Consider the following 17,123-nt stretch of genomic DNA (forward strand, 5'->3'; position numbering starts at 1 on the left):
CCCGGCCCGGCCGGAACGTTCATCCCCACCCACGTATTCGCACGACCACGACCATGAGAAATCTGTTCCTGAAATGCTGCGCGACCGCGCTCGTCGCCACCGCGGCGGTGGCGGCCAACGTACAGGCCGCCGAGCTGCACGTGATGAGCTCGGGCGGTTTCACCGCCGCCTACAAGGTGCTCGGCCCGCGGTTCGCGTCCACGACGGGCAATACGCTCGCGACCGCGCTCGGCCCGTCGATGGGCAAGTCGCCCGAAGCGATTCCGAACCGGCTCGCGCGCGGCGAGCCCGCCGACGCCGTGATCATGGTCGGCTACGCGCTGGACGATCTGATCAAGCAGGGCAAGGTCATCCCCGATTCCCGCGTCGATCTGGCCGACTCGCGCATCGGCATGGTCGTGCGCGACGGCGCGGCGAAACCCGACATCAGCACCGCGGAAGGGCTCAAGCAGGTGCTGCTGCACGCGAAATCGATCGCCTACTCGGACAGCGCGAGCGGCGTGTACATCGAACGTGAGCTGTTCAAGAAGCTCGGCGTCGAGGAGCAGGTGAAGTCGAAGGCGAAGATGATTCCGCGGATTCCGGTGGCGTCGGTCGTCGCGAACGGCGACTACGAAATCGGCTTCCAGCAGGTCAGCGAGCTGCTGCCCGTCAAGGGGGCGACTTTCGTCGGCAAGATTCCCGAATCGCTGCAGTCCGTCACGCGCTTCGCCGCCGGCATCCCGGTCGGCGCCCAGCATCCGAAGGAAGCGAAGGCGCTGCTCGACTATCTCGCGTCGCCCGACGTGCAGGCCGACGTGAAATCGACCGGCCTGGATTCCGTTTCCGCGCATTGAGCCCGAGCGACGGGCGGGCGCGTATCAGACCGTCTTCCCGTCGCTGTCACCGCCGCCGTCTGCCGCGGCACCGTTTTCATCGGCCCCGTTCGTCAACGCCGGCCCGGCCGCCGCGAGCCGCTGCGCGAGACGCGCACGATCGCACGCACCTTCCCACGACGACACGAAGATCACCGCGCACGCATTGCTGATCACGCTGGTCAGCGCGCGCGCCTCCGACATGAAGCGATCGATGCCGACCAGCAGCGCGACCCCGGCGACGGGCAGGTCGGGCGTCACGGCGAGCGTCGCGACCAGCGCGACGAGTCCGCTGCCGGACACGCCGGCCGCCCCTTTGGACGTGACCAGCATGATCGCGAGCATCGTCGCGACCTGCGGCGCGGAAAGCGGGACGTCGCAGGCCTGCGCGATGAACAGCGCCGCGAGCGTCAGGTAGATCGCGGTCCCGTCCAGATTGAACGAATAGCCGGCCGGCAGCACGAGCCCGACGACGCCTTTGTCGCAGCCGAGCGCTTCCAGCTTGACGATCAGGCGCGGCAGGACCGGCTCCGTGGACGAGGTCGCGAGCACGATCAGCAACTCTTCGCGCAGGTAGCGCAACAGCCGCCACAGCGCGAAGCCGTGCAGTCGCGCGAGCGGGGCGAGCACCAGCGCGACGAACAGCGCGCAGGCCACGTAGAAGGACACCATCAGCTTCGCCAGCGAGCCGACCGAACCGATGCCGAAGCGGCCCACCGTAAACGCCATCGCGCCGAATGCGCCGAGCGGCGCGAGCCGCATGATCATCGCGAGCACGCGAAAGACGACCTGGGCGATGCCGTCGATTAGCGCGAGCACGGGCCGCGCGGCGCGCGGGTGCGCATTCAGCGAGAAGCCGAACAGCAGCGACAGCAGCAGCACCGGCAGCACTTCGCCCGAGGCGAATGCGCCGAGCATCGTGTCCGGAATCATGCCGAGCGCGAACGTGACCAGGCTGCGCGGCTCTGCATGCTTCGCATACGGTGCGAGGATGCTCGCATCCAGATGATGGACGTCGATGTGCATGCCGGCGCCCGGTCGCAGCACGTAGGCGACGACGAGCCCGAACGCGAGCGCGGCGGCCGTCAACAGATAGAACAGCGCGAGCGAACGCACGATCGTGCGGCCGATCGCCTGCCCGTTCGACAACGACGTGATGCCCGACACGATCGTGCAAAAGACGATCGGTGCGATGGTCATCTTCACGAGCGCGACGAACGCGTCGCTGAGCGGCTTGAGCATCGCGCCCGCCGCCGGCCACACGTGACCGATGCCGATGCCGACGATCATCGCGAGCAGGACCTGCACGTAAAGCGATTTGAACAGCCGGGCCGCCCTCACGATGCGGTGTTCCTTCGTTTCCGTTCCGTCGTCGTCATGCCGATGTGCCGTTGCCGGCGGCGTCGCCGCGCTTCGCGTCGACGATCATCCGGTGAAACGCCTCGGCGGCCGGCGTCAGCGAGCGCCCGCGCCGCTTGACGATGCCCACCCGCCGTTTCACGGCCGGCTCGACGAGCGGCACGCTCGTGAGGACAGGGTGGTCATGGCCCGGCATCGCCATCGACGGCACCGCGGCGACGCCGAGCCCCGCCTCGATCAGCCCGAGCAGTGTCGTGACGTGGCGCGCCTCGCACACGCTCGGCGTGCGCGGCGCGACGGCCGCCAAGGCCTGGTCGAGCAGCAGGCGGTTACCGGACGTCTTGTCCACGGACACGTAGTCGTGCTCGTAAAGCTCGTTCCAGGTGACGCGCTTCTTGCGCGCGAGCGGGTGGTCGCAGCGGCAGGCGGCGACGAACCGCTCCTGGAGCAGCACCTTGAACTCGACCTCCGCCTCCTGGCTGCCGATGAAGCTCACGCCGAAATCCGCTTCGCCGCTGATGACGGCGCCCAGCACCTCGTTGGCGCCGGCGTCGAGCAGCTTCACCCGGATGCGCGGAAAGCGCTGATGATAGCGGGCGATGATGGGCGGCAGGAAGTAGTAGGCGACCGACGGCACGCAGGCGATTGTCACATGGCCCAGGCGGCTCGACGACACGTCCCGGATGCCGAGCAGCGCGGCGTCGAGATCGTCGAGCAGTTGTTCGGCGCTCTGCGCGAACACGCGGCCGACGGTGGTGAGCGCGACGCGGCGCGTGGTGCGCTCGAAGAGCCGCACGCCGAGCGCGTCCTCGAGCTTGTCGATCCGGCGGCTCAACGCAGGCTGCGAGAGGCTGACCGCTTCGGCGGCCTTGCGGAAACTGCCCGTTTCCACGACCGCGCGAAACGCCTGCAAGTCCGTCAAATCGAAATTGATGCCCACCGGTCACTCTCCGCCACTCAGATGCGCAGCATTTTGCATGATTCCGCCGGCGTCATGCGTGTCGCGTCGCCCGTGCGGCGGCGTCGGCGTGGCTCGGCGTGCCTCCGGGCCGCCGGGATAGCGCGGGCCGCGCCGCGAATCGATCGTCCCGGTGCCGCTTCCTGATGTACCGTATCGCTTTTGGGCGGGCAGGGCTCCGGCGCTGCCGCGCTGCCGCCAGTGCCGGCCAGCCGCGCGAGCCCGCTCTCTTCAACGGATTCCAGCATGCGCATTCCGCCGCTCAAGGCCATCATCGCGTTCGAAAGCGTCGCCCGGACCAAAAGCGTCAACCGCGCGGCGGAAGAGCTCGGCCTGACCGCGTCCGCCGTCAGTCACCAGCTCAGCAACCTCGAAGCGCAGATCGGTCAACCGCTGTTTCAGCGCTCGGGGCGCGGCCTCGTCCTCACGCCGACCGGCGAACGCTACCTGGCCGACGTCACCGGCTCGCTGGCCGACCTCAGCCGCGCGACCGAGCGCGCGTCGAGCCGCACCGAAGTCGATATCCTGCGCGTGCATTCGAGCCCGAGCTTCGGGCTGATGTGGCTGCTGCCGCGGCTGTCGTCGTTTCAGGAGGCGAACGGCGATATCCAGCTGAACCTCGCGTGCTCGTACGAAAACGTGTCGTTCTCGAACGGCTTCTACGATATCGACGTCCGGCACGGCTACGGCAACTGGGACAACCTCGAGGTGAAGACGGTGCGCGGCGAGTTCATCGCGCCGCTCGCGTCGCCGCAGTACCTCGAGCGGCATCCGGTGCGCGCGCCGGAAGACCTGCTCGCCCATCGTCTGATCTATTCCGAAACGCCGCTGGTCCAGTGGAAGCAGTGGTTCGGCCGCACCGGCGTGCCGCTGGCGGCGCAGAAAACCTTCGACTTCTCGTTCGACCGCTCGTACATGTCGCTCGAAACCGCCGCGCTCGGCCTCGGCATCGCGCTCGAAAGCCTGATGCTCGCGTCGGTGAAGATCCGTCAAGGGCTGCTGGTGCCGGTGTTCGGCGAGCGCCATGCGGTCGAAGTCGGTGCTCATCATCTCGTTTACCCGCGGCAGAACGCGGAATTGCCGCGCGTGAAGCGCTTCCTGGCGTGGATCGAGCGGGAAGTCGCCGCTCATCAGCAAGCGGGTTGACCGCACCATCCGGCGGCACGCCCCGCGATATTGCGCTGCAGCACCGGCTACTTGCCGTCATCTGAAATTTTCTCAACTATGGCTGAGCGTTTCCGCGTTGATGCGGGTGCCCGGTGAGCCGACACTCCGGACAACACATCAACACAGGAGACAAGCGATGTTGCTCGACAACCGGACCATCATCGTGACCGGCGCCGCGTCGCCGCGCGGGATCGGCAAGGCCACGGCCCGCGCGCTGGCCGCGCACGGCGCACGCGTGGCGATCCTCGACCTGCGCCGCGACGACGCGGAAGCGGCCGCCGCCGAACTCGGCGCCGGCCATCTCGGCCTCGCCTGCGACGTGACCGATCGCGACGCATGCGCGGCGGCCGCCCGCGCGACGCTTGAGCACTTCGGCCGCATCGACGGCCTCGTGAACAACGCCGGCATCACGCAGCCGGTGCGCACGCTGGAGATCTCGGCGCGCGACTTCGATGCGATCGTCGACGTGAACCTGCGCGGCACGCTGTACATGTCGCAAGCGGTGCTGCCCGCGATGCAGGCGCAGCGCGGCGGCAGCATCGTCTGCATGTCGTCGGTCTCCGCGCAACGCGGCGGCGGCATTTTCGGCGGCCCCCACTACAGCGCCGCCAAGGCCGGCGTGCTCGGCCTCGCGAAGGCGATGGCGCGCGAATTCGGCGCCGACCGGGTCCGCGTCAATTCGATCACGCCGGGCCTGATCCAGACCGACATCACCGGCGACAAGCTGACGCCCGACATGCGCGAGGACATCATCAAGGGCATTCCGCTCGGCCGGCTCGGCGAGGCTGCCGACGTCGCGCATGCGTGCCTGTTCCTGCTGAGCGACCTGTCGAGCTACCTGACGGGCATCACGCTCGACGTCAACGGCGGGATGCTGATTCACTGAGAACGGCGCCGCCCGATGCGCGGCGCCGACCATCATGCACCCGGGACAACCCGGGGCCATGGCAGGAGACAAGGATGAGAGCAAAGTACCCCGCACCGCCCGTCGAGGGCGAGATGCTGCAACGGGACGACGCGCGGACGTTCGAAGCGGCCACCTACGCGAAGGTCGCGCGACGGCTGATCCCGTTCCTGATGTTGTGCTACCTCGGCGCGTATCTCGACCGCGTCAACGTCGGCTTCGCGAAACTGCAGATGCTCAACGACCTGCGTTTCAGCGAGACGGTCTACGGGATGGGCGCCGGCATCTTCTTCCTCGGTTATTTCCTGTTCGAGGTGCCGAGCAACCTGATCCTGCATCGCGTCGGCGCGCGTCGCTGGCTCGCGCGCATCATGCTGACCTGGGCGGTGATCTCGGCGAGCTTCGTGTTCGTCAAGTCGCCCACCGCGTTCTACGTGCTGCGATTTCTGCTCGGCGTCGCCGAAGCCGGCTTCGCGCCGGGCGTGATCCTGTACCTCACGTACTGGTTCCCGTCGGCGCGGCGCGCGAAGGCGCTGTCGCTGTTCTTCATGGCGATTCCGCTCGCCGGGATCATCGGCGGGCCGCTGTCGGGCGCGATCATGCATTCGCTGCACGGCGCGATGTCGATGGCCGGCTGGAAGTGGCTGTTCCTGCTCGAGGCGCTGCCGTCGTTCGTGCTGGGTTTCGCGATCCTGCTGTATCTCGACGACGGCATCGCCGGCGCGAAATGGCTGACCGACGCCGAAAAAGCCTTGCTCGCGCGCAACGTGTCGGCCGACGCCGCGCACACCACCGCCCACCTGTCGATTCGGACCTTCGTCGCGGACCGCCGGCTGTGGCTGATGGCCGCGATCTACTTCTGCGTGGTGCTCGGGCAGTACGGCCTCACGTTCTGGCTGCCGACGATCATTCGCAAGGCGGGCGTGGCCGATCCGCTGTGGGTCGGTCTGTTCACCGCGATCCCGTATGCGTGCGCGATCGTTGCGCTGCCGCTGATCGGCATCAGCGCGGATCGTCGCCGCGAGCGACGCTTCCATCTCGCGGTGCCGATGCTGGTCGCGGCGGCGGGCTTCGCCACGTTGCCGATGCTCGGCAGCGTCGGCGCATCGATCGTGTGCCTGAGCATCGCGTCCGCCGGCATCCTCGCGTCGTCGTCGCAGTTCTGGTCGCTGCCGACCGCGTTGCTGGGCGGGATGTCGGCGGCGGCGGGCATCGCCGCGGTCAACTGCTTCGCGAACCTGGCGGGCTTCTTCTCGCCGGCGATCGTCGGCTGGCTGAACGACCTGACCGGCAAGTCCACCGCGGGGCTCGTGTTCATCTCCGTCGCGATCACGGCCGGCGCGCTGCTGGTGTTCCTCGTGCCCCGATCCGTGAACCGCTGATCACCGCCGATTCATTTGCATTCCTTCCGACCCGATACTGGAGTGATCGATGGAAACCGAAACCATCCATGAAGCGGTCACGCTCGCCGAGCGCGCGTACCGCATCCGAAGAAACGCCGTGCTGATGGGCGAAGTGCAGGGGCAGGGCTATGTCGGCCAGGCGCTCGACATCGCCGACGTGCTGGCCGTCGCCTATTTCGGCGCGATGCGCTATCGCGCCGACGATCCCGACTGGGAAGGGCGCGACCGCTTCCTGCTGTCGAACGGGCACTATGCGATCGCGCTGTACGCGGCGCTGTTCGAAGCCGGCATCCTGCCGGCCGCGGAACTCGAAACCTATGGCAGCGACGACAGCCGCTTGCCGATGTCCGGCATGGCGAGCTACACGCCCGGAATGGAAATGTCCGGCGGCTCGCTCGGGCAGGGGCTGACGATCGCGGTCGGCCGGTGTCTCGGCCTGAAGCGCAAGGGCTCCGATGCGTTCGTCTACACGCTGTTCTCGGATGGCGAGCTGGACGAAGGCGCGATCTGGGAAGGGCTGATGTCGGCCGCGCACTGGAAGCTCGACAACCTGATCGCGATCGTCGACGTGAACAACCAGCAGGCCGACGGCCCGTCGACCCAGGTCATGGCGTTCGAGCCGCTGGTCGACAAGCTCCAGGCGTTCGGCTGGTACGTGCAACGGGTGGACGGCAACGACATCGACGCGGTGAAACGCGCGTTCGACGATGCGCGCCGGCACGACGCGCCGCAGCCGCGCATCATCGTCTGCGACACGAAGATGGGGTGCGGCGTGCCGTTCCTCGAAGCACGCGAGAAGAGCCATTTCATCCGGGTCGATGCGCACGAGTGGCAACTCGCGCTCGACGCACTCGAAGCAGGGAGACACGCATGAGCACCGCCGACAACAAGCCGCGCCTGAAGACGTCGGCGATGATCGCCTCCATCGCCGCGGAAGGGCAGGCGACCCGCTCCGCGCCGTTCGGCCATGCGCTGACCGAACTCGCCCGCACGAACGCCAACGTGATCGGCATGACGGCCGATCTCGGTAAGTACACCGACCTGCACATCTTCGCGAAGGCGTTCCCGGAGCGGTACTACCAGATGGGCATGGCCGAGCAACTGCTGATGGGGGCCGCCGCCGGGTTCGCGCACGAAGGCGCGCAGCCGTTCGTCACGACCTATGCGGTGTTTGCGACGCGCCGCGCGTACGACTTCATTCACCAGGCGATCGCCGAGGACAACCTCGACGTGAAGCTGATCTGCGCATTGCCGGGGCTCACGACCGGCTACGGGCCGAGCCACCAGGCCGCCGAGGATCTCGCGCTGATGCGTGCGATGCCGAACATGACGGTGATCGACCCGTGCGACGCGCTCGACATCGAACAGATGGTGCCGGCCATCGCCGCGCACAAGGGGCCGGTGTACGCGCGTCTGCTGCGCGGCAACGTGCCGGCCGTGCTCGACGAATACGATTACCGTTTCGAGCTCGGCAAGGCCAAGCTGCTGCGCGACGGCAACGACGTGCTGCTGATCTCGTCCGGGATCATGACGATGCGTGCGCTCGAGGTGGCGAAGGCGCTCGAAGCCGATCGCGTCGATGTCGCCGTGCTGCACGTACCGACGATCAAGCCGCTCGATACGGCGACCCTCGTCCGCGAGGCCGCACGGAAAGGGCGCATGGTCGTCGTCGCGGAGAACCATACGGTGATCGGCGGGCTCGGCGAAGCGGTCGCGACCGCGTTGCTCGGGGCCGGGGTGACGGTGCCGTTCCGGCAGATCGCGCTGCCGGACGCGTACCTCGCCGCGGGCGCGCTGCCGACGTTGCATGAGCGCTACGGGATCTCGGCTGGCGCGATGCGCGCGAATATCCGGTCGTGGCTCGGGTGACGATCACCGGGCCGTCACATACCGGTGCGTGGCGGATTGCGCGTCGGTGATCGACCCGGCTGCCTGCGCACGGCGAACCCATTCGCCTGGCGTGGCCGCCGGGCCGTCACTGGTCGCAAGCGCGATCTAGATCACGCTTGCCGTCGTGCACGCGGTACGCTGTCTGAATCGCGGCGCGGCCCGGTGCGATTTCGTCTGACGTACCGGTCCGACACGACGGCCCGTCGCTGAATCCACGCAAGCGCGAGTTCGAGCGCCTGGTCGCTGGCTTCGCGGGTATCGGCGAAGTCGCCGTCGACGCCGAGCGTCCGGGTTTCACCGTCGCGATCCGTGAGGATCGCCGCCGCCGAATAGCGGCCCGTCTCCGTGTCGGTCACCACGGCCCGGACCGTATATCCACCATGTTCGATCGTCCTGTTGGTATGCATCGGATGCCTCCTGCAGGGAAATGCGACAGGTGTGTCGACGCGCTGGCGCCGCCGCGCAAGCGGGGCGCCAGCCCTTCACGCCGCGAGCGTGAGCGCGGGATGCCCACATCCGGCGTACGAAGCGTTGCGGATCGCGCCGGGGCGATCACACGCACCCGGCGCGTCCACTCACCCCGCCACCACCTGAATCCGCCGCGGCTTCGCTTCTTCACGCCGCGGGATACTCAGTTTCAGCACGCCGTCGCGCAGTTGCGCGTCGATGCGCGACACGTCGAAATCCGGGCTGAGCGTGAAGGCGCGCGAGAAGTGCGGATGCTGCACTTCGCCGTGCTGCAGACGCAAACCCGGTGGCGTCGGAATGACGGCCTCCGCTTCGATGGCGAGGCTGCCGTCGTGCACGCGGACGTCGAGCTTGTCGCGCGGTACGCCCGGCAGGTCCGCGTACAACGTGATGCCGTGCGCATCCTCGACGATGTCGACGGCGGGCGCAATCCGCGTGCGCGGCGTGTCGCGCTGAGCCGCTTCGCGGTTCGTCACGGCCGTTCGCGTCTCGGCCGGACGGGTGGTCAGTTCGGTCGTGTTCGTGTCACTCATGATGTCCTCCGTCATGCGTTCGTGACGTCGTACTGTTTACTGGACGGTAATCGCCCGCGGCTTCGAGGCTTCCGACTTGCCGACGCTGATCGTCAGGCAGCCGTTCGCATAGCGGGCCTCGATCTTGTCGGGGTCCGCATGCTGCGGTAGCTCGACCACGCGGCGGAACGTGCCCATGAAACGCTCGTTCGCGTAGATGCGCCGCTCGTCGTCGGTCGCGCCGTCGTCCGGGGGTGTGCGCTCGCCGCTGATCGTCAGCAGCCGGCGATCGACGGAGATGTCGATCTTCGCGGGGTCGAGACCCGGCGCGAACGCGACGATCTCGATCGTGTCGTCGGTGCTGCCGATATTGAGCGGTGGGAACGTACCGGGCCGCGGTGCGCGCAGGCTGGCCGGAAAGCCCGTGAACGCGCTGGCCATCTGCCGTTGCAGGCGGTCGAATTCCGCCAGCAGATCAGTGGGGAAGAAGATATCGCTCATGATTGGCTCCTGTTGCCCTGTGCGAAGGGACGAACCGGACCACGCGCTCCAGTTCGTCCATCCGCGACAGGGTCGCTGACTAACAAATCGAAACACGCAGCGCGTCAACCGCGACTGCCTTGAGCGATACCTAAAATAGGATACGTCGAGTGAATTTCAAGGGGGAGGGCGACGGCATTCTGTCGATACGTGCGGGTGCCCTGGAGGAGACTCATCGTCGGGGCGACGGCATGATCGGCGTCGCGATGGCGGGGGCCGACATGTCCGGCGCTGCGCGGATCAAAGCACGGCGATAGAAGGCGGAATTTGCAACGGCACGCTGGAAAAGACGCGGCGGCGTACCTGCGCCGTCGCGTCGCGTCCATCGGTTCAGCGCGACGGCCCGGACGGCGGCTTCACTTCGGACAAGTCGTCCTCGCGAACCTCGGCCTGACGCACCGTGGTGCCGTCGTCGCCGGTTTCCGAAATATCGGTTTCGAAGGTCTGCTGCCCATCGTCGCGTTTCTCCGCGGGCTTCTCGTTACCTGTCTGCTTGTCTGCCTGTGGCTGTTGACGTGTCATCTTGCTCTCCTTGGTCGCAACCTGGGATGTTGCGCACGTTGCAGGTGAGCAAGGCGCGGGCCGCGTGAAACTTTCAAATAGAAAGGTTCACGCGACACCGTCAGCGACCACGGCTTGCCGATTGACCTCGGCCCTCGGCACGGCGCAACGTACACCGGATGAGCGCGGCCGCCTATAGATACCAATCCAGCGTCTTCACGATCCCCGTTTCGAAGCTCTCCGCCGGCCGCCATTGCAGTTCGCGAGCGAGCTTCCCCGCATCGATCGCATACCGCCGGTCGTGACCGGCGCGATCGGTGACGAACCGGACGAGCCGCGCATGCGGCGCGTGTTCGGGCCGTCGCGCGTCGAGCAGCGTACAGATCAGCGCGACGATGTCGACATTGCGCCATTCGTTGCAGCCGCCGACGGTGTAGGTCTCGCCGATCGTCCCGCGCCGGATGACCGCGTCGATCGCGCGGCAATGGTCGTCGACGTACAGCCAGTCGCGCACGTTCGCTCCGTCGCCGTACACGGGGATGTCGGTGCCTTCGACGCAATGACGGATCACGGTCGGAATGAACTTTTCGCCGTGCTGGCGCGGCCCGTAATTGTTCGAGCAGTTCGTCGTGGTGACGGGCAGGCCGTACGTATGGAAATACGCTCGCACGAGGTGATCCGAGCTTGCCTTGGTGGCCGAGTACGGAGAATTCGGCGCATACGGCGTCGTTTCGCAAAACGGCGGGTCGTCGGGGCCCAGCGAACCGTACACCTCGTCGGTGCCGATATGGTGAAAGCGCCGTCGCGCGTGGGCGTCGGCCCGGCCGAGTTTCTGATCGTTCAGCCAGATCTGGCGGCACGCATCGAGCAGCGTCCACGTGCCGAGCACGTTCGTGCGGACGAACTCGCCGGGACCGTCGATCGAGCGGTCGACGTGGCTTTCGGCCGCGAAGTGGACGACGGTGTCGATCGCATGGTCGCGCAGCAGCGACTCGACGAGCGGTCGGTCGCAGATGTCGCCGAGGACGAAGCGATGCCGATCGGCACCCGGCAGGTCGTCGCCGAGATTGTCGAGGCTGCCCGCATAGGTCAGCAGATCCAGCGTGGTGACGCTGACCTGCGGGTCGCTTTCGAGCAGATGACGCACAAAATTGGCGCCGATGAAACCGGCACCGCCCGTCACGAGAACATGTTTCGGTCGATAGCTCATGGGTTTCGCTTCCAGGTGGCAAACACGTCGGTTAGACCCGCGATCCACGAAGGCGATTCGACCCCGAAGTGTTCTCGCAGGAGGCTGCAGTCGAGCGCGGAATTCGCCGGTCTCGGCGCAGGCAACGGATAGGCGTCGGTCCGGATCGGCCGGACCAGCGGCACGCGGTCGATGAGGCCGGTGCGCCGCGCCTCGGTGAAGATCGTTTCGGCGAAGCCGTGCCACGTGGTCACGGGCGTGCCGCACAGGTGATAGGTGCCCCAGCGCAGCGCTTCACCGGCCCGGTAGCGCGCCGCGATCGTCAGCAGCGCGTCGGCGATCGCGCCGGCATGCGTCGGGCCGCCGTACTGATCGGCGACGACGCCGACGACCTCGCGCTCGCGCGCCAGGCGCAGCATGGTGCGCACGAAATTGCTGCCGTGCGCGCCGAATACCCAGGCGACGCGCAGAATCAGGTGACGGTCGGGCAACCGCTCGCGCACCGCTTCCTCGCCCGCGAGCTTGCTGCGGCCGTATACGCCGAGCGGCCCGACGGCGGCGGCTTCCGCGTACGGGCCAGGCAGGCGGCCGTCGAACACATAGTCGGTCGACAGATGGAGCAACGGAATGCCGCGCGCGGCGCATGCGTCGGCCAGCACGGCGGGGCCGTCGCGGTTCGCCCGCCACGCGGCATCGGGCTCGGCCTCCGCGCGGTCGACGGCGGTCCATCCGGCGGCATTGATCACGAGCGTGGCGCGCTGTTCGTCGAGCGCGTGGCGCACCGCGTCTGCGTCGTCGATGTCGAGCGCGGCGCGCGACAGCCCGACGAGCGGCTGCTCGCCCGCGCGCAACACCAGTTCGCGGCCGACCTGGCCGAGTGCGCCGGTCACGACGATCGTCATCGCGCGCTCCCGTAGGCCGGCAGCATCCCCGGCGCGCCGGCGGCGAGTTCGGCGAGCGGCGGCTGCCGACGATCCTTGTCCGACAACTGATACGGTGCGCCGGAATCCGGCCAGTCGATGCCGATCGCCGGATCGTCCCAGCGCACACCCGCATCCGAATCGGGATCGTAATACTGCGTGCACTTGTACGCGAAGTCGGCCTCGTCGGACAACACGCAGAAGCCATGCGCGAAGCCGGGCGGAATCCATAGCATCCGGTGCGATACGTCGTCGAGCAGCGCGCCGAACCAGCGGCCGAAGGACGGCGAGCCGCGCCGGATGTCGACGGCGACGTCGTAGACCGCGCCGCGCGACGCGTGCACCAACTTGCCTTGCGGATTCACCCGCTGGTAGTGCAGCCCGCGCAGCACGCCGCGCCGCGAGCGCGACTGGTTGTCCTGCACGAAGGTGGCGTCAACGCCCGCATCGCGCAGCCAGCTTGCCCGGAAGCTTTCGACGAAAAAGCCGCGTGCATCGCCGAACACGCCGGGCTCGATCAGCAGCACGCCCGGCAACGGTGTCTCGATCACCCGTGTCATGCCGCGACCTCCTTGCTCAGCAGATCGAGCAGATAGCGGCCGTAACCGCTTTTCGCGAGCTTGTGCGCGAGCGTTTCGAGCTGCTCCGCATCGATCCAGCCGAGCCGGTACGCAATTTCCTCGGGACACGCGATTTGCAGACCCTGTCGCGCCTGCATCACCTGGATGAAATTGGCCGCGTCGAGCAGCGATTCGTGCGTGCCGGTGTCGAGCCATGCGTAGCCGCGCCCGAGTAGCTCGACGTTCAGCGTGCCGCGCGCGAGATACGCGAGGTTCAGGTCGGTGATTTCCAGCTCGCCGCGCGCGGACGGTCGCACGGCCTTCGCCAGTTCGACGACGTCGTTGTCGTAGAAATAGAGGCCGGTGACCGCGTAGTTCGACTTCGGCTCGCGCGGTTTCTCCTCGAGGTCGATCGCGCGGCCATCCGCATCGAACGACACGACGCCGTAGCGCTCCGGATCGCGCACGTAATAGCCGAACACGGTCGCGCCGGCGGTCCGTGCGGCGGCTTGCTGCAGCAGCGACGACAGCGCGGGCCCGTGATAGATGTTGTCGCCGAGCACGAGCGTCGCCGCGTCGCGACCGATGAACGGCGCGCCGATCACGAACGCCTGCGCAAGCCCGTCGGGGCTCGGCTGCACCGCATACGAAAAGCTCATGCCCCACTGGCTGCCGTCGCCGAGCAGTTGCTGGAACGCGTCGAGATCGCGCGGCGTCGAGATGATCAGCACGTCGCGGATGCCCGACAGCATGATCGTGCTGAGCGGGTAATAGATCATCGGTTTGTCGTACACCGGCATCAATTGCTTCGATACCGAATGCGTGAGCGGATGGAGCCGGGTGCCCGAGCCGCCCGCCAGAATCAGTCCTTTACGGCCAATCGCTGTTTGCATGAGGTCCCTCGCTGCAAGAGGAAAAATGCGTGCGTGATACGCGGAATACACCGAATGCGCCGATCGCGCCCGATTGCCGGCGATACCCGTGCGCGCCCGGCTACGACTGCTCGGCAGGCCCGGCGTGAATCGCACGAAACACGATCGCGAAGCCGAGCGCGTACAGCGCGGCGATCACCGCGAAGCCGACGGCCGTCGCGCGGTCCGGATCGTCGACCACGTGCAGGATCACCGACGCGATCGCGATGCCGACGAGCGAGCCGATCTGCCGGCTCGCGTTCAGCGACGCGGCGGCGAGATTCGCGTCCGCCGCATCGGCCGACTGCATCACGACGAGATTCATCGCCGGAATGGCCTGGCCGGCACCGAAGTTGGCGAGGCCGACCGCCAGCGCCAGCACCGGATACGGCATCGCCGCGACGCCGACGAGCGCCACGCTGCCGAGCGCGGCGAGCGCGAGCCCGGTGAGCAGCGTGCGGCGCGCGCCGAGCCGGGCGCTGACCTTCGCGGACGCGAGATTGCCGATGCCGAACATCGCCATCAGCGGAAACAGCTCGAATCCGGCGACGAGTGCGCTCGCGCCGCGGACGTTCTGCAAATAGAGGCTCAACAAGAAGATCTCGGCGAGAATGCCGAAGTTGATCGCGAGGCCCAGCGTGCTGCCCGCGACGAAGCGCCGGTTCGCGAGCAGCGCCGGCGACAGGATGCGCGAGGTCGCGTAGCGCTCGCGCAATGCGAATGCCGCGGTGGCGGCCAACGTCGCGGCCACGCCGGCGAGGATCGACGGCGAACGCCAGCCGGCGCTGGGCCCTTCGATCAGCGTGAAGCTCAGCGCGGCGAGCGCGAGTGCGCCGAACAGATGGCCGAGCGCGTTCAACGGGCCCGGATGACGCGGCGCCCGCGCGATATGCCGGTACGTGAGCCACAGGCCGGCCGCCCCGACCGGCAGGTTCACCCAGAAGATGCCGCGCCAGCCGATCGCGTCGACCAGCACGCCGCCGACGCAGGGCCCGAGCGCCATCGCGGCCGACACCAGTGCGCCCCAGATGCCGATCATCCGCGTGCGCGTCGGTCCCGGCGGGAACGCGAGCGTGAGCAGGCTCAGCGAACTCGGCATGAAGAGCGCCGCGCCGACACCCTGGGCGAGGCGCGCCGCGACCAGTGCGCCGCTGGACTGCGCGGCCGCGCACAGCACCGACGCGCCGACGAACAGCGCGAGCCCCGCGACGTAGACGGCTTTCGACCCGTAGCGGTTCGCGAGCGCGCCGCCGAGCAGCAGCAGCGCCGCGAAGCTGAGCGTGTACGCATCGACGACCCACACCAGCGCGGTCAACGACATCGACAGGCTGGTTTCCATCGCCTTCAGCGCGACGTTGACGATCGTCACGTCGAGCATGGCCATCACGAAGCCGCACGCGAGCGCGACCATCACGAGCACGGGGCGCGCCGCCGCGGATGCGTATGCGCCGGCGGCCGGCGCGGCACGCCCGCCGTTCATGCGGCCCTCCCGCCGAGGTACAGGCGCCGCATCTCGTCGCTGTCGAGCAACTCGGCAGCGGAGCCTTCGAGCGCGACGCGCCCCATCGTCAGCACGATGCCGCGATCCGCGATGCGCAGCGCCTCGATCGCATTCTGCTCGACCATCAGCACGGCGATATGCTCGGTGTCGCGCATCCGGACGATCGCGTCGAACACCTCGTCGACCATCTTCGGCGACAGGCCCGCCGACGGCTCGTCGAGCAGCAGCAACACGGGCCGCGGCATCAGCGCGCGGGCGAGCGACACGATTTGCCGCTCGCCGCCAGACAACGCGCCAGCCAGCGACCGGTGGCGACGCCGCAGCACCGGGTACTGCTCGCACAGCTCGTCGATGCGGGCCTCGCGCGGGAACGCCGACATCGACTGGCCGCCGAGCATCAGGTTCTCCCGCACGGTCAGCGACGCGAACACGTTGTCGGTCTGCGGCACGAAGCCGATCCCGTACTCGCGGATCTTGCGATGGACCGGCACGCGCGCCACGTCCGTGCCCTGGATCGTCACGCTGCCGGCGCGCGGCAGCACGAAGCCCGCGATCGCCTTCAGCAGCGTCGATTTTCCGCAGCCGTTCGGGCCGAGGATCGTCACGATGTCGATCGCGCCAACCGTGAGCGACACACCGTGCAGGATGTCGACTTCGGGTGTGTAGCCGGCGACGAGTTCGCGCACGTCGATCATGACGCCTCCAGCGGGCGAGGGGCGGCATGGGCGCGCCCGAGATACGCATCGAGTACGCGACGGTTGCGCTCCAGCTCGGCCGGGCGGCAGTTCGCGATCGTCACGCCGCGGTCCAGCACGACACAGCGGTCGCACAGCTCGCGGATGAAATGCATGTCGTGCTCGATGACGACCAGCGTGACGCCCTGTTCGCGAATCCGTTGCAGCGCGTCGATCAATTCGCCGCGCAGGTTCGGGTGCACGCCGGCGGTCGGCTCGTCGAGCAGCAGCAGCTTGGGCTCGGTCATCATCGCGCACGCGATGCCCAGCAGCTTCTTCTGGCCGCCGGAGATCGACGCGGCGGAAAGGTGCGCGACGCCCGACAGTTTCAGCTCGTCCAGCAGCGCGGCGGCGCGCGTACGGGTATCGGCATCGAGCGCGCGCGTCGCCCGGCCGCGCCAGAGGGCGGCGGCGATGCCGTGGTGCGCGGACGAAGCCGCCATCGCGAGTTCGAGCACCGACATGCGCGCGGGCATCGACGGCAACTGGAACGTGCGGCGCACCCCCAGCCGGGCGATCTTGTGCGGCGACAGCGCGTCGATACGCTGGCCGTCGAAGCGGATCGCGCCCGCCGCGAGCGGCGCGAAGCCGGTGATCGCGTTGAGCGCGGTGCTCTTGCCGGAGCCGTTCGGGCCGAGCAGTCCGACGATCTCGCCGCCGTCGACCGACAGCGTGATCCCGGACAAGACGACGTTCTCGCCGTAGCGGATCGTCACGCCGTCTAGATCGAGCAGCGCGCTCATGGCCGCACC

At 67.9% G+C, this 17,123-nt stretch carries 20 protein-coding genes; 6 read left to right on the plus strand and 14 right to left on the minus strand.

From position 1 onward, the window contains the following. The first annotated feature begins 53 nt into the window (after positions 1-53). Positions 54-836: a substrate-binding domain-containing protein gene (locus AP428_RS32580; protein WP_011549824.1), complete on the plus strand. Its 783-nt coding sequence runs from the start codon at positions 54-56 to the stop codon at positions 834-836. A gap of 24 nt (positions 837-860) precedes the next feature. Here AP428_RS32580 and dctA read toward each other — a convergent pair whose 3' ends face one another. Genes dctA through AP428_RS37045 form a run of 3 tightly spaced genes read right to left on the minus strand, consistent with a single transcriptional unit; the run spans position 861 to position 3,419 of the window. Continuing rightward, positions 861-2,195 carry a C4-dicarboxylate transporter DctA gene (gene dctA, locus AP428_RS32585; RefSeq protein ID WP_011549823.1) on the minus strand — a complete coding sequence of 445 codons (1,335 nt, stop codon included), beginning with the start codon at positions 2,193-2,195 and terminating at the stop codon, positions 861-863. 34 nt (positions 2,196-2,229) lie between these two features. Further along, positions 2,230-3,153: a LysR family transcriptional regulator gene (locus tag AP428_RS32590; RefSeq protein WP_011549822.1), complete on the minus strand. Its 924-nt coding sequence runs from the start codon at positions 3,151-3,153 to the stop codon at positions 2,230-2,232. Between the two features lie 17 nt (positions 3,154-3,170). Beyond that, positions 3,171-3,419 carry a hypothetical protein gene (locus AP428_RS37045; RefSeq protein WP_127479534.1) on the minus strand — a complete coding sequence of 83 codons (249 nt, stop codon included), beginning with the start codon at positions 3,417-3,419 and terminating at the stop codon, positions 3,171-3,173. On the opposite strand from AP428_RS37045, the gene AP428_RS32595 reads away from it, so the two are divergent. The 5 genes from AP428_RS32595 to AP428_RS32615 all read left to right on the plus strand — a co-directional run bounded on the left by AP428_RS32595 (position 3,418) and on the right by AP428_RS32615 (position 8,514). Then, the gene (locus AP428_RS32595) at positions 3,418-4,317 is read left to right on the plus strand and encodes a LysR substrate-binding domain-containing protein (protein ID WP_054928667.1); all 900 of its coding nucleotides are present in this window, start codon (positions 3,418-3,420) and stop codon (positions 4,315-4,317) included. The two genes, AP428_RS37045 and AP428_RS32595, sit on opposite strands and share 2 nt — an antisense overlap. 157 nt (positions 4,318-4,474) lie before the next feature. After that, positions 4,475-5,224 (plus strand): SDR family NAD(P)-dependent oxidoreductase, encoded by a 750-nt coding sequence (locus AP428_RS32600; protein WP_011549820.1) that lies wholly within the window; start codon positions 4,475-4,477, stop codon positions 5,222-5,224. A gap of 74 nt (positions 5,225-5,298) precedes the next feature. Beyond that, on the plus strand, positions 5,299-6,624 hold the full coding sequence (locus tag AP428_RS32605; protein WP_011549819.1) for an MFS transporter: 1,326 nt from the start codon (positions 5,299-5,301) through the stop codon (positions 6,622-6,624). A 49-nt stretch (positions 6,625-6,673) separates the two neighbouring features. Then, positions 6,674-7,519, plus strand: coding sequence for a transketolase (locus AP428_RS32610; protein ID WP_011549818.1), 846 nt, complete (start codon positions 6,674-6,676; stop codon positions 7,517-7,519). Then, the gene (locus tag AP428_RS32615; RefSeq protein ID WP_011549817.1) at positions 7,516-8,514 is read left to right on the plus strand and encodes a transketolase family protein; all 999 of its coding nucleotides are present in this window, start codon (positions 7,516-7,518) and stop codon (positions 8,512-8,514) included. The genes AP428_RS32610 and AP428_RS32615 overlap by 4 nt, the downstream gene beginning before the upstream one ends. A 131-nt stretch (positions 8,515-8,645) precedes the next feature. Here the strand turns inward: AP428_RS32615 and AP428_RS32620 are convergent, their stop codons facing one another. The 11 genes from AP428_RS32620 to AP428_RS32670 form a co-directional block, all read right to left on the minus strand. Continuing rightward, entirely contained in the window at positions 8,646-8,942 is a 297-nt protein-coding gene (locus AP428_RS32620) for a hypothetical protein (protein ID WP_011549816.1), read from the minus strand. 168 nt (positions 8,943-9,110) lie between these two features. Continuing rightward, positions 9,111-9,536 carry an Hsp20/alpha crystallin family protein gene (locus AP428_RS32625; protein WP_041489578.1) on the minus strand — a complete coding sequence of 142 codons (426 nt, stop codon included), beginning with the start codon at positions 9,534-9,536 and terminating at the stop codon, positions 9,111-9,113. A gap of 36 nt (positions 9,537-9,572) precedes the next feature. Then, on the minus strand, positions 9,573-10,016 hold the full coding sequence (locus AP428_RS32630; protein WP_011549814.1) for an Hsp20/alpha crystallin family protein: 444 nt from the start codon (positions 10,014-10,016) through the stop codon (positions 9,573-9,575). Positions 10,017-10,385: 369 nt separating this feature from the next. After that, positions 10,386-10,577, minus strand: a complete 192-nt coding sequence (locus AP428_RS37050) for a hypothetical protein (RefSeq protein WP_027810892.1) — start codon at positions 10,575-10,577, stop codon at positions 10,386-10,388. 172 nt (positions 10,578-10,749) lie between these two features. Continuing rightward, positions 10,750-11,766, minus strand: coding sequence for a dTDP-glucose 4,6-dehydratase (gene rfbB / locus AP428_RS32640; RefSeq protein ID WP_011695037.1), 1,017 nt, complete (start codon positions 11,764-11,766; stop codon positions 10,750-10,752). Beyond that, positions 11,763-12,647, minus strand: a complete 885-nt coding sequence (gene rfbD, locus AP428_RS32645) for a dTDP-4-dehydrorhamnose reductase (protein WP_011549811.1) — start codon at positions 12,645-12,647, stop codon at positions 11,763-11,765. Before rfbD ends, rfbB begins: the two co-directional genes overlap by 4 nt. Then, complete coding sequence (rfbC, locus tag AP428_RS32650; protein WP_011695036.1) at positions 12,644-13,225, minus strand: dTDP-4-dehydrorhamnose 3,5-epimerase; 582 nt, start codon at positions 13,223-13,225, stop codon at positions 12,644-12,646. The genes rfbD and rfbC overlap by 4 nt, the downstream gene beginning before the upstream one ends. Next, the gene (gene rfbA / locus AP428_RS32655; protein ID WP_011695035.1) at positions 13,222-14,118 is read right to left on the minus strand and encodes a glucose-1-phosphate thymidylyltransferase RfbA; all 897 of its coding nucleotides are present in this window, start codon (positions 14,116-14,118) and stop codon (positions 13,222-13,224) included. Before rfbA ends, rfbC begins: the two co-directional genes overlap by 4 nt. A 100-nt stretch (positions 14,119-14,218) precedes the next feature. Next, positions 14,219-15,616, minus strand: coding sequence for an MFS transporter (locus AP428_RS32660; RefSeq protein WP_011695034.1), 1,398 nt, complete (start codon positions 15,614-15,616; stop codon positions 14,219-14,221). Continuing rightward, positions 15,613-16,332, minus strand: coding sequence for an ABC transporter ATP-binding protein (locus AP428_RS32665; RefSeq protein WP_011549810.1), 720 nt, complete (start codon positions 16,330-16,332; stop codon positions 15,613-15,615). Before AP428_RS32665 ends, AP428_RS32660 begins: the two co-directional genes overlap by 4 nt. Continuing rightward, on the minus strand, positions 16,329-17,114 hold the full coding sequence (locus AP428_RS32670) for an ABC transporter ATP-binding protein (protein WP_011549809.1): 786 nt from the start codon (positions 17,112-17,114) through the stop codon (positions 16,329-16,331). The genes AP428_RS32665 and AP428_RS32670 overlap by 4 nt, the downstream gene beginning before the upstream one ends. Between the last annotated feature and the right edge of the window lie 9 nt (positions 17,115-17,123).

The organism is Burkholderia sp. E168m22 (assembly GCF_001319805.1).
In the GTDB taxonomy this organism is placed as follows: domain Bacteria; phylum Pseudomonadota; class Gammaproteobacteria; order Burkholderiales; family Burkholderiaceae; genus Burkholderia; species Burkholderia orbicola.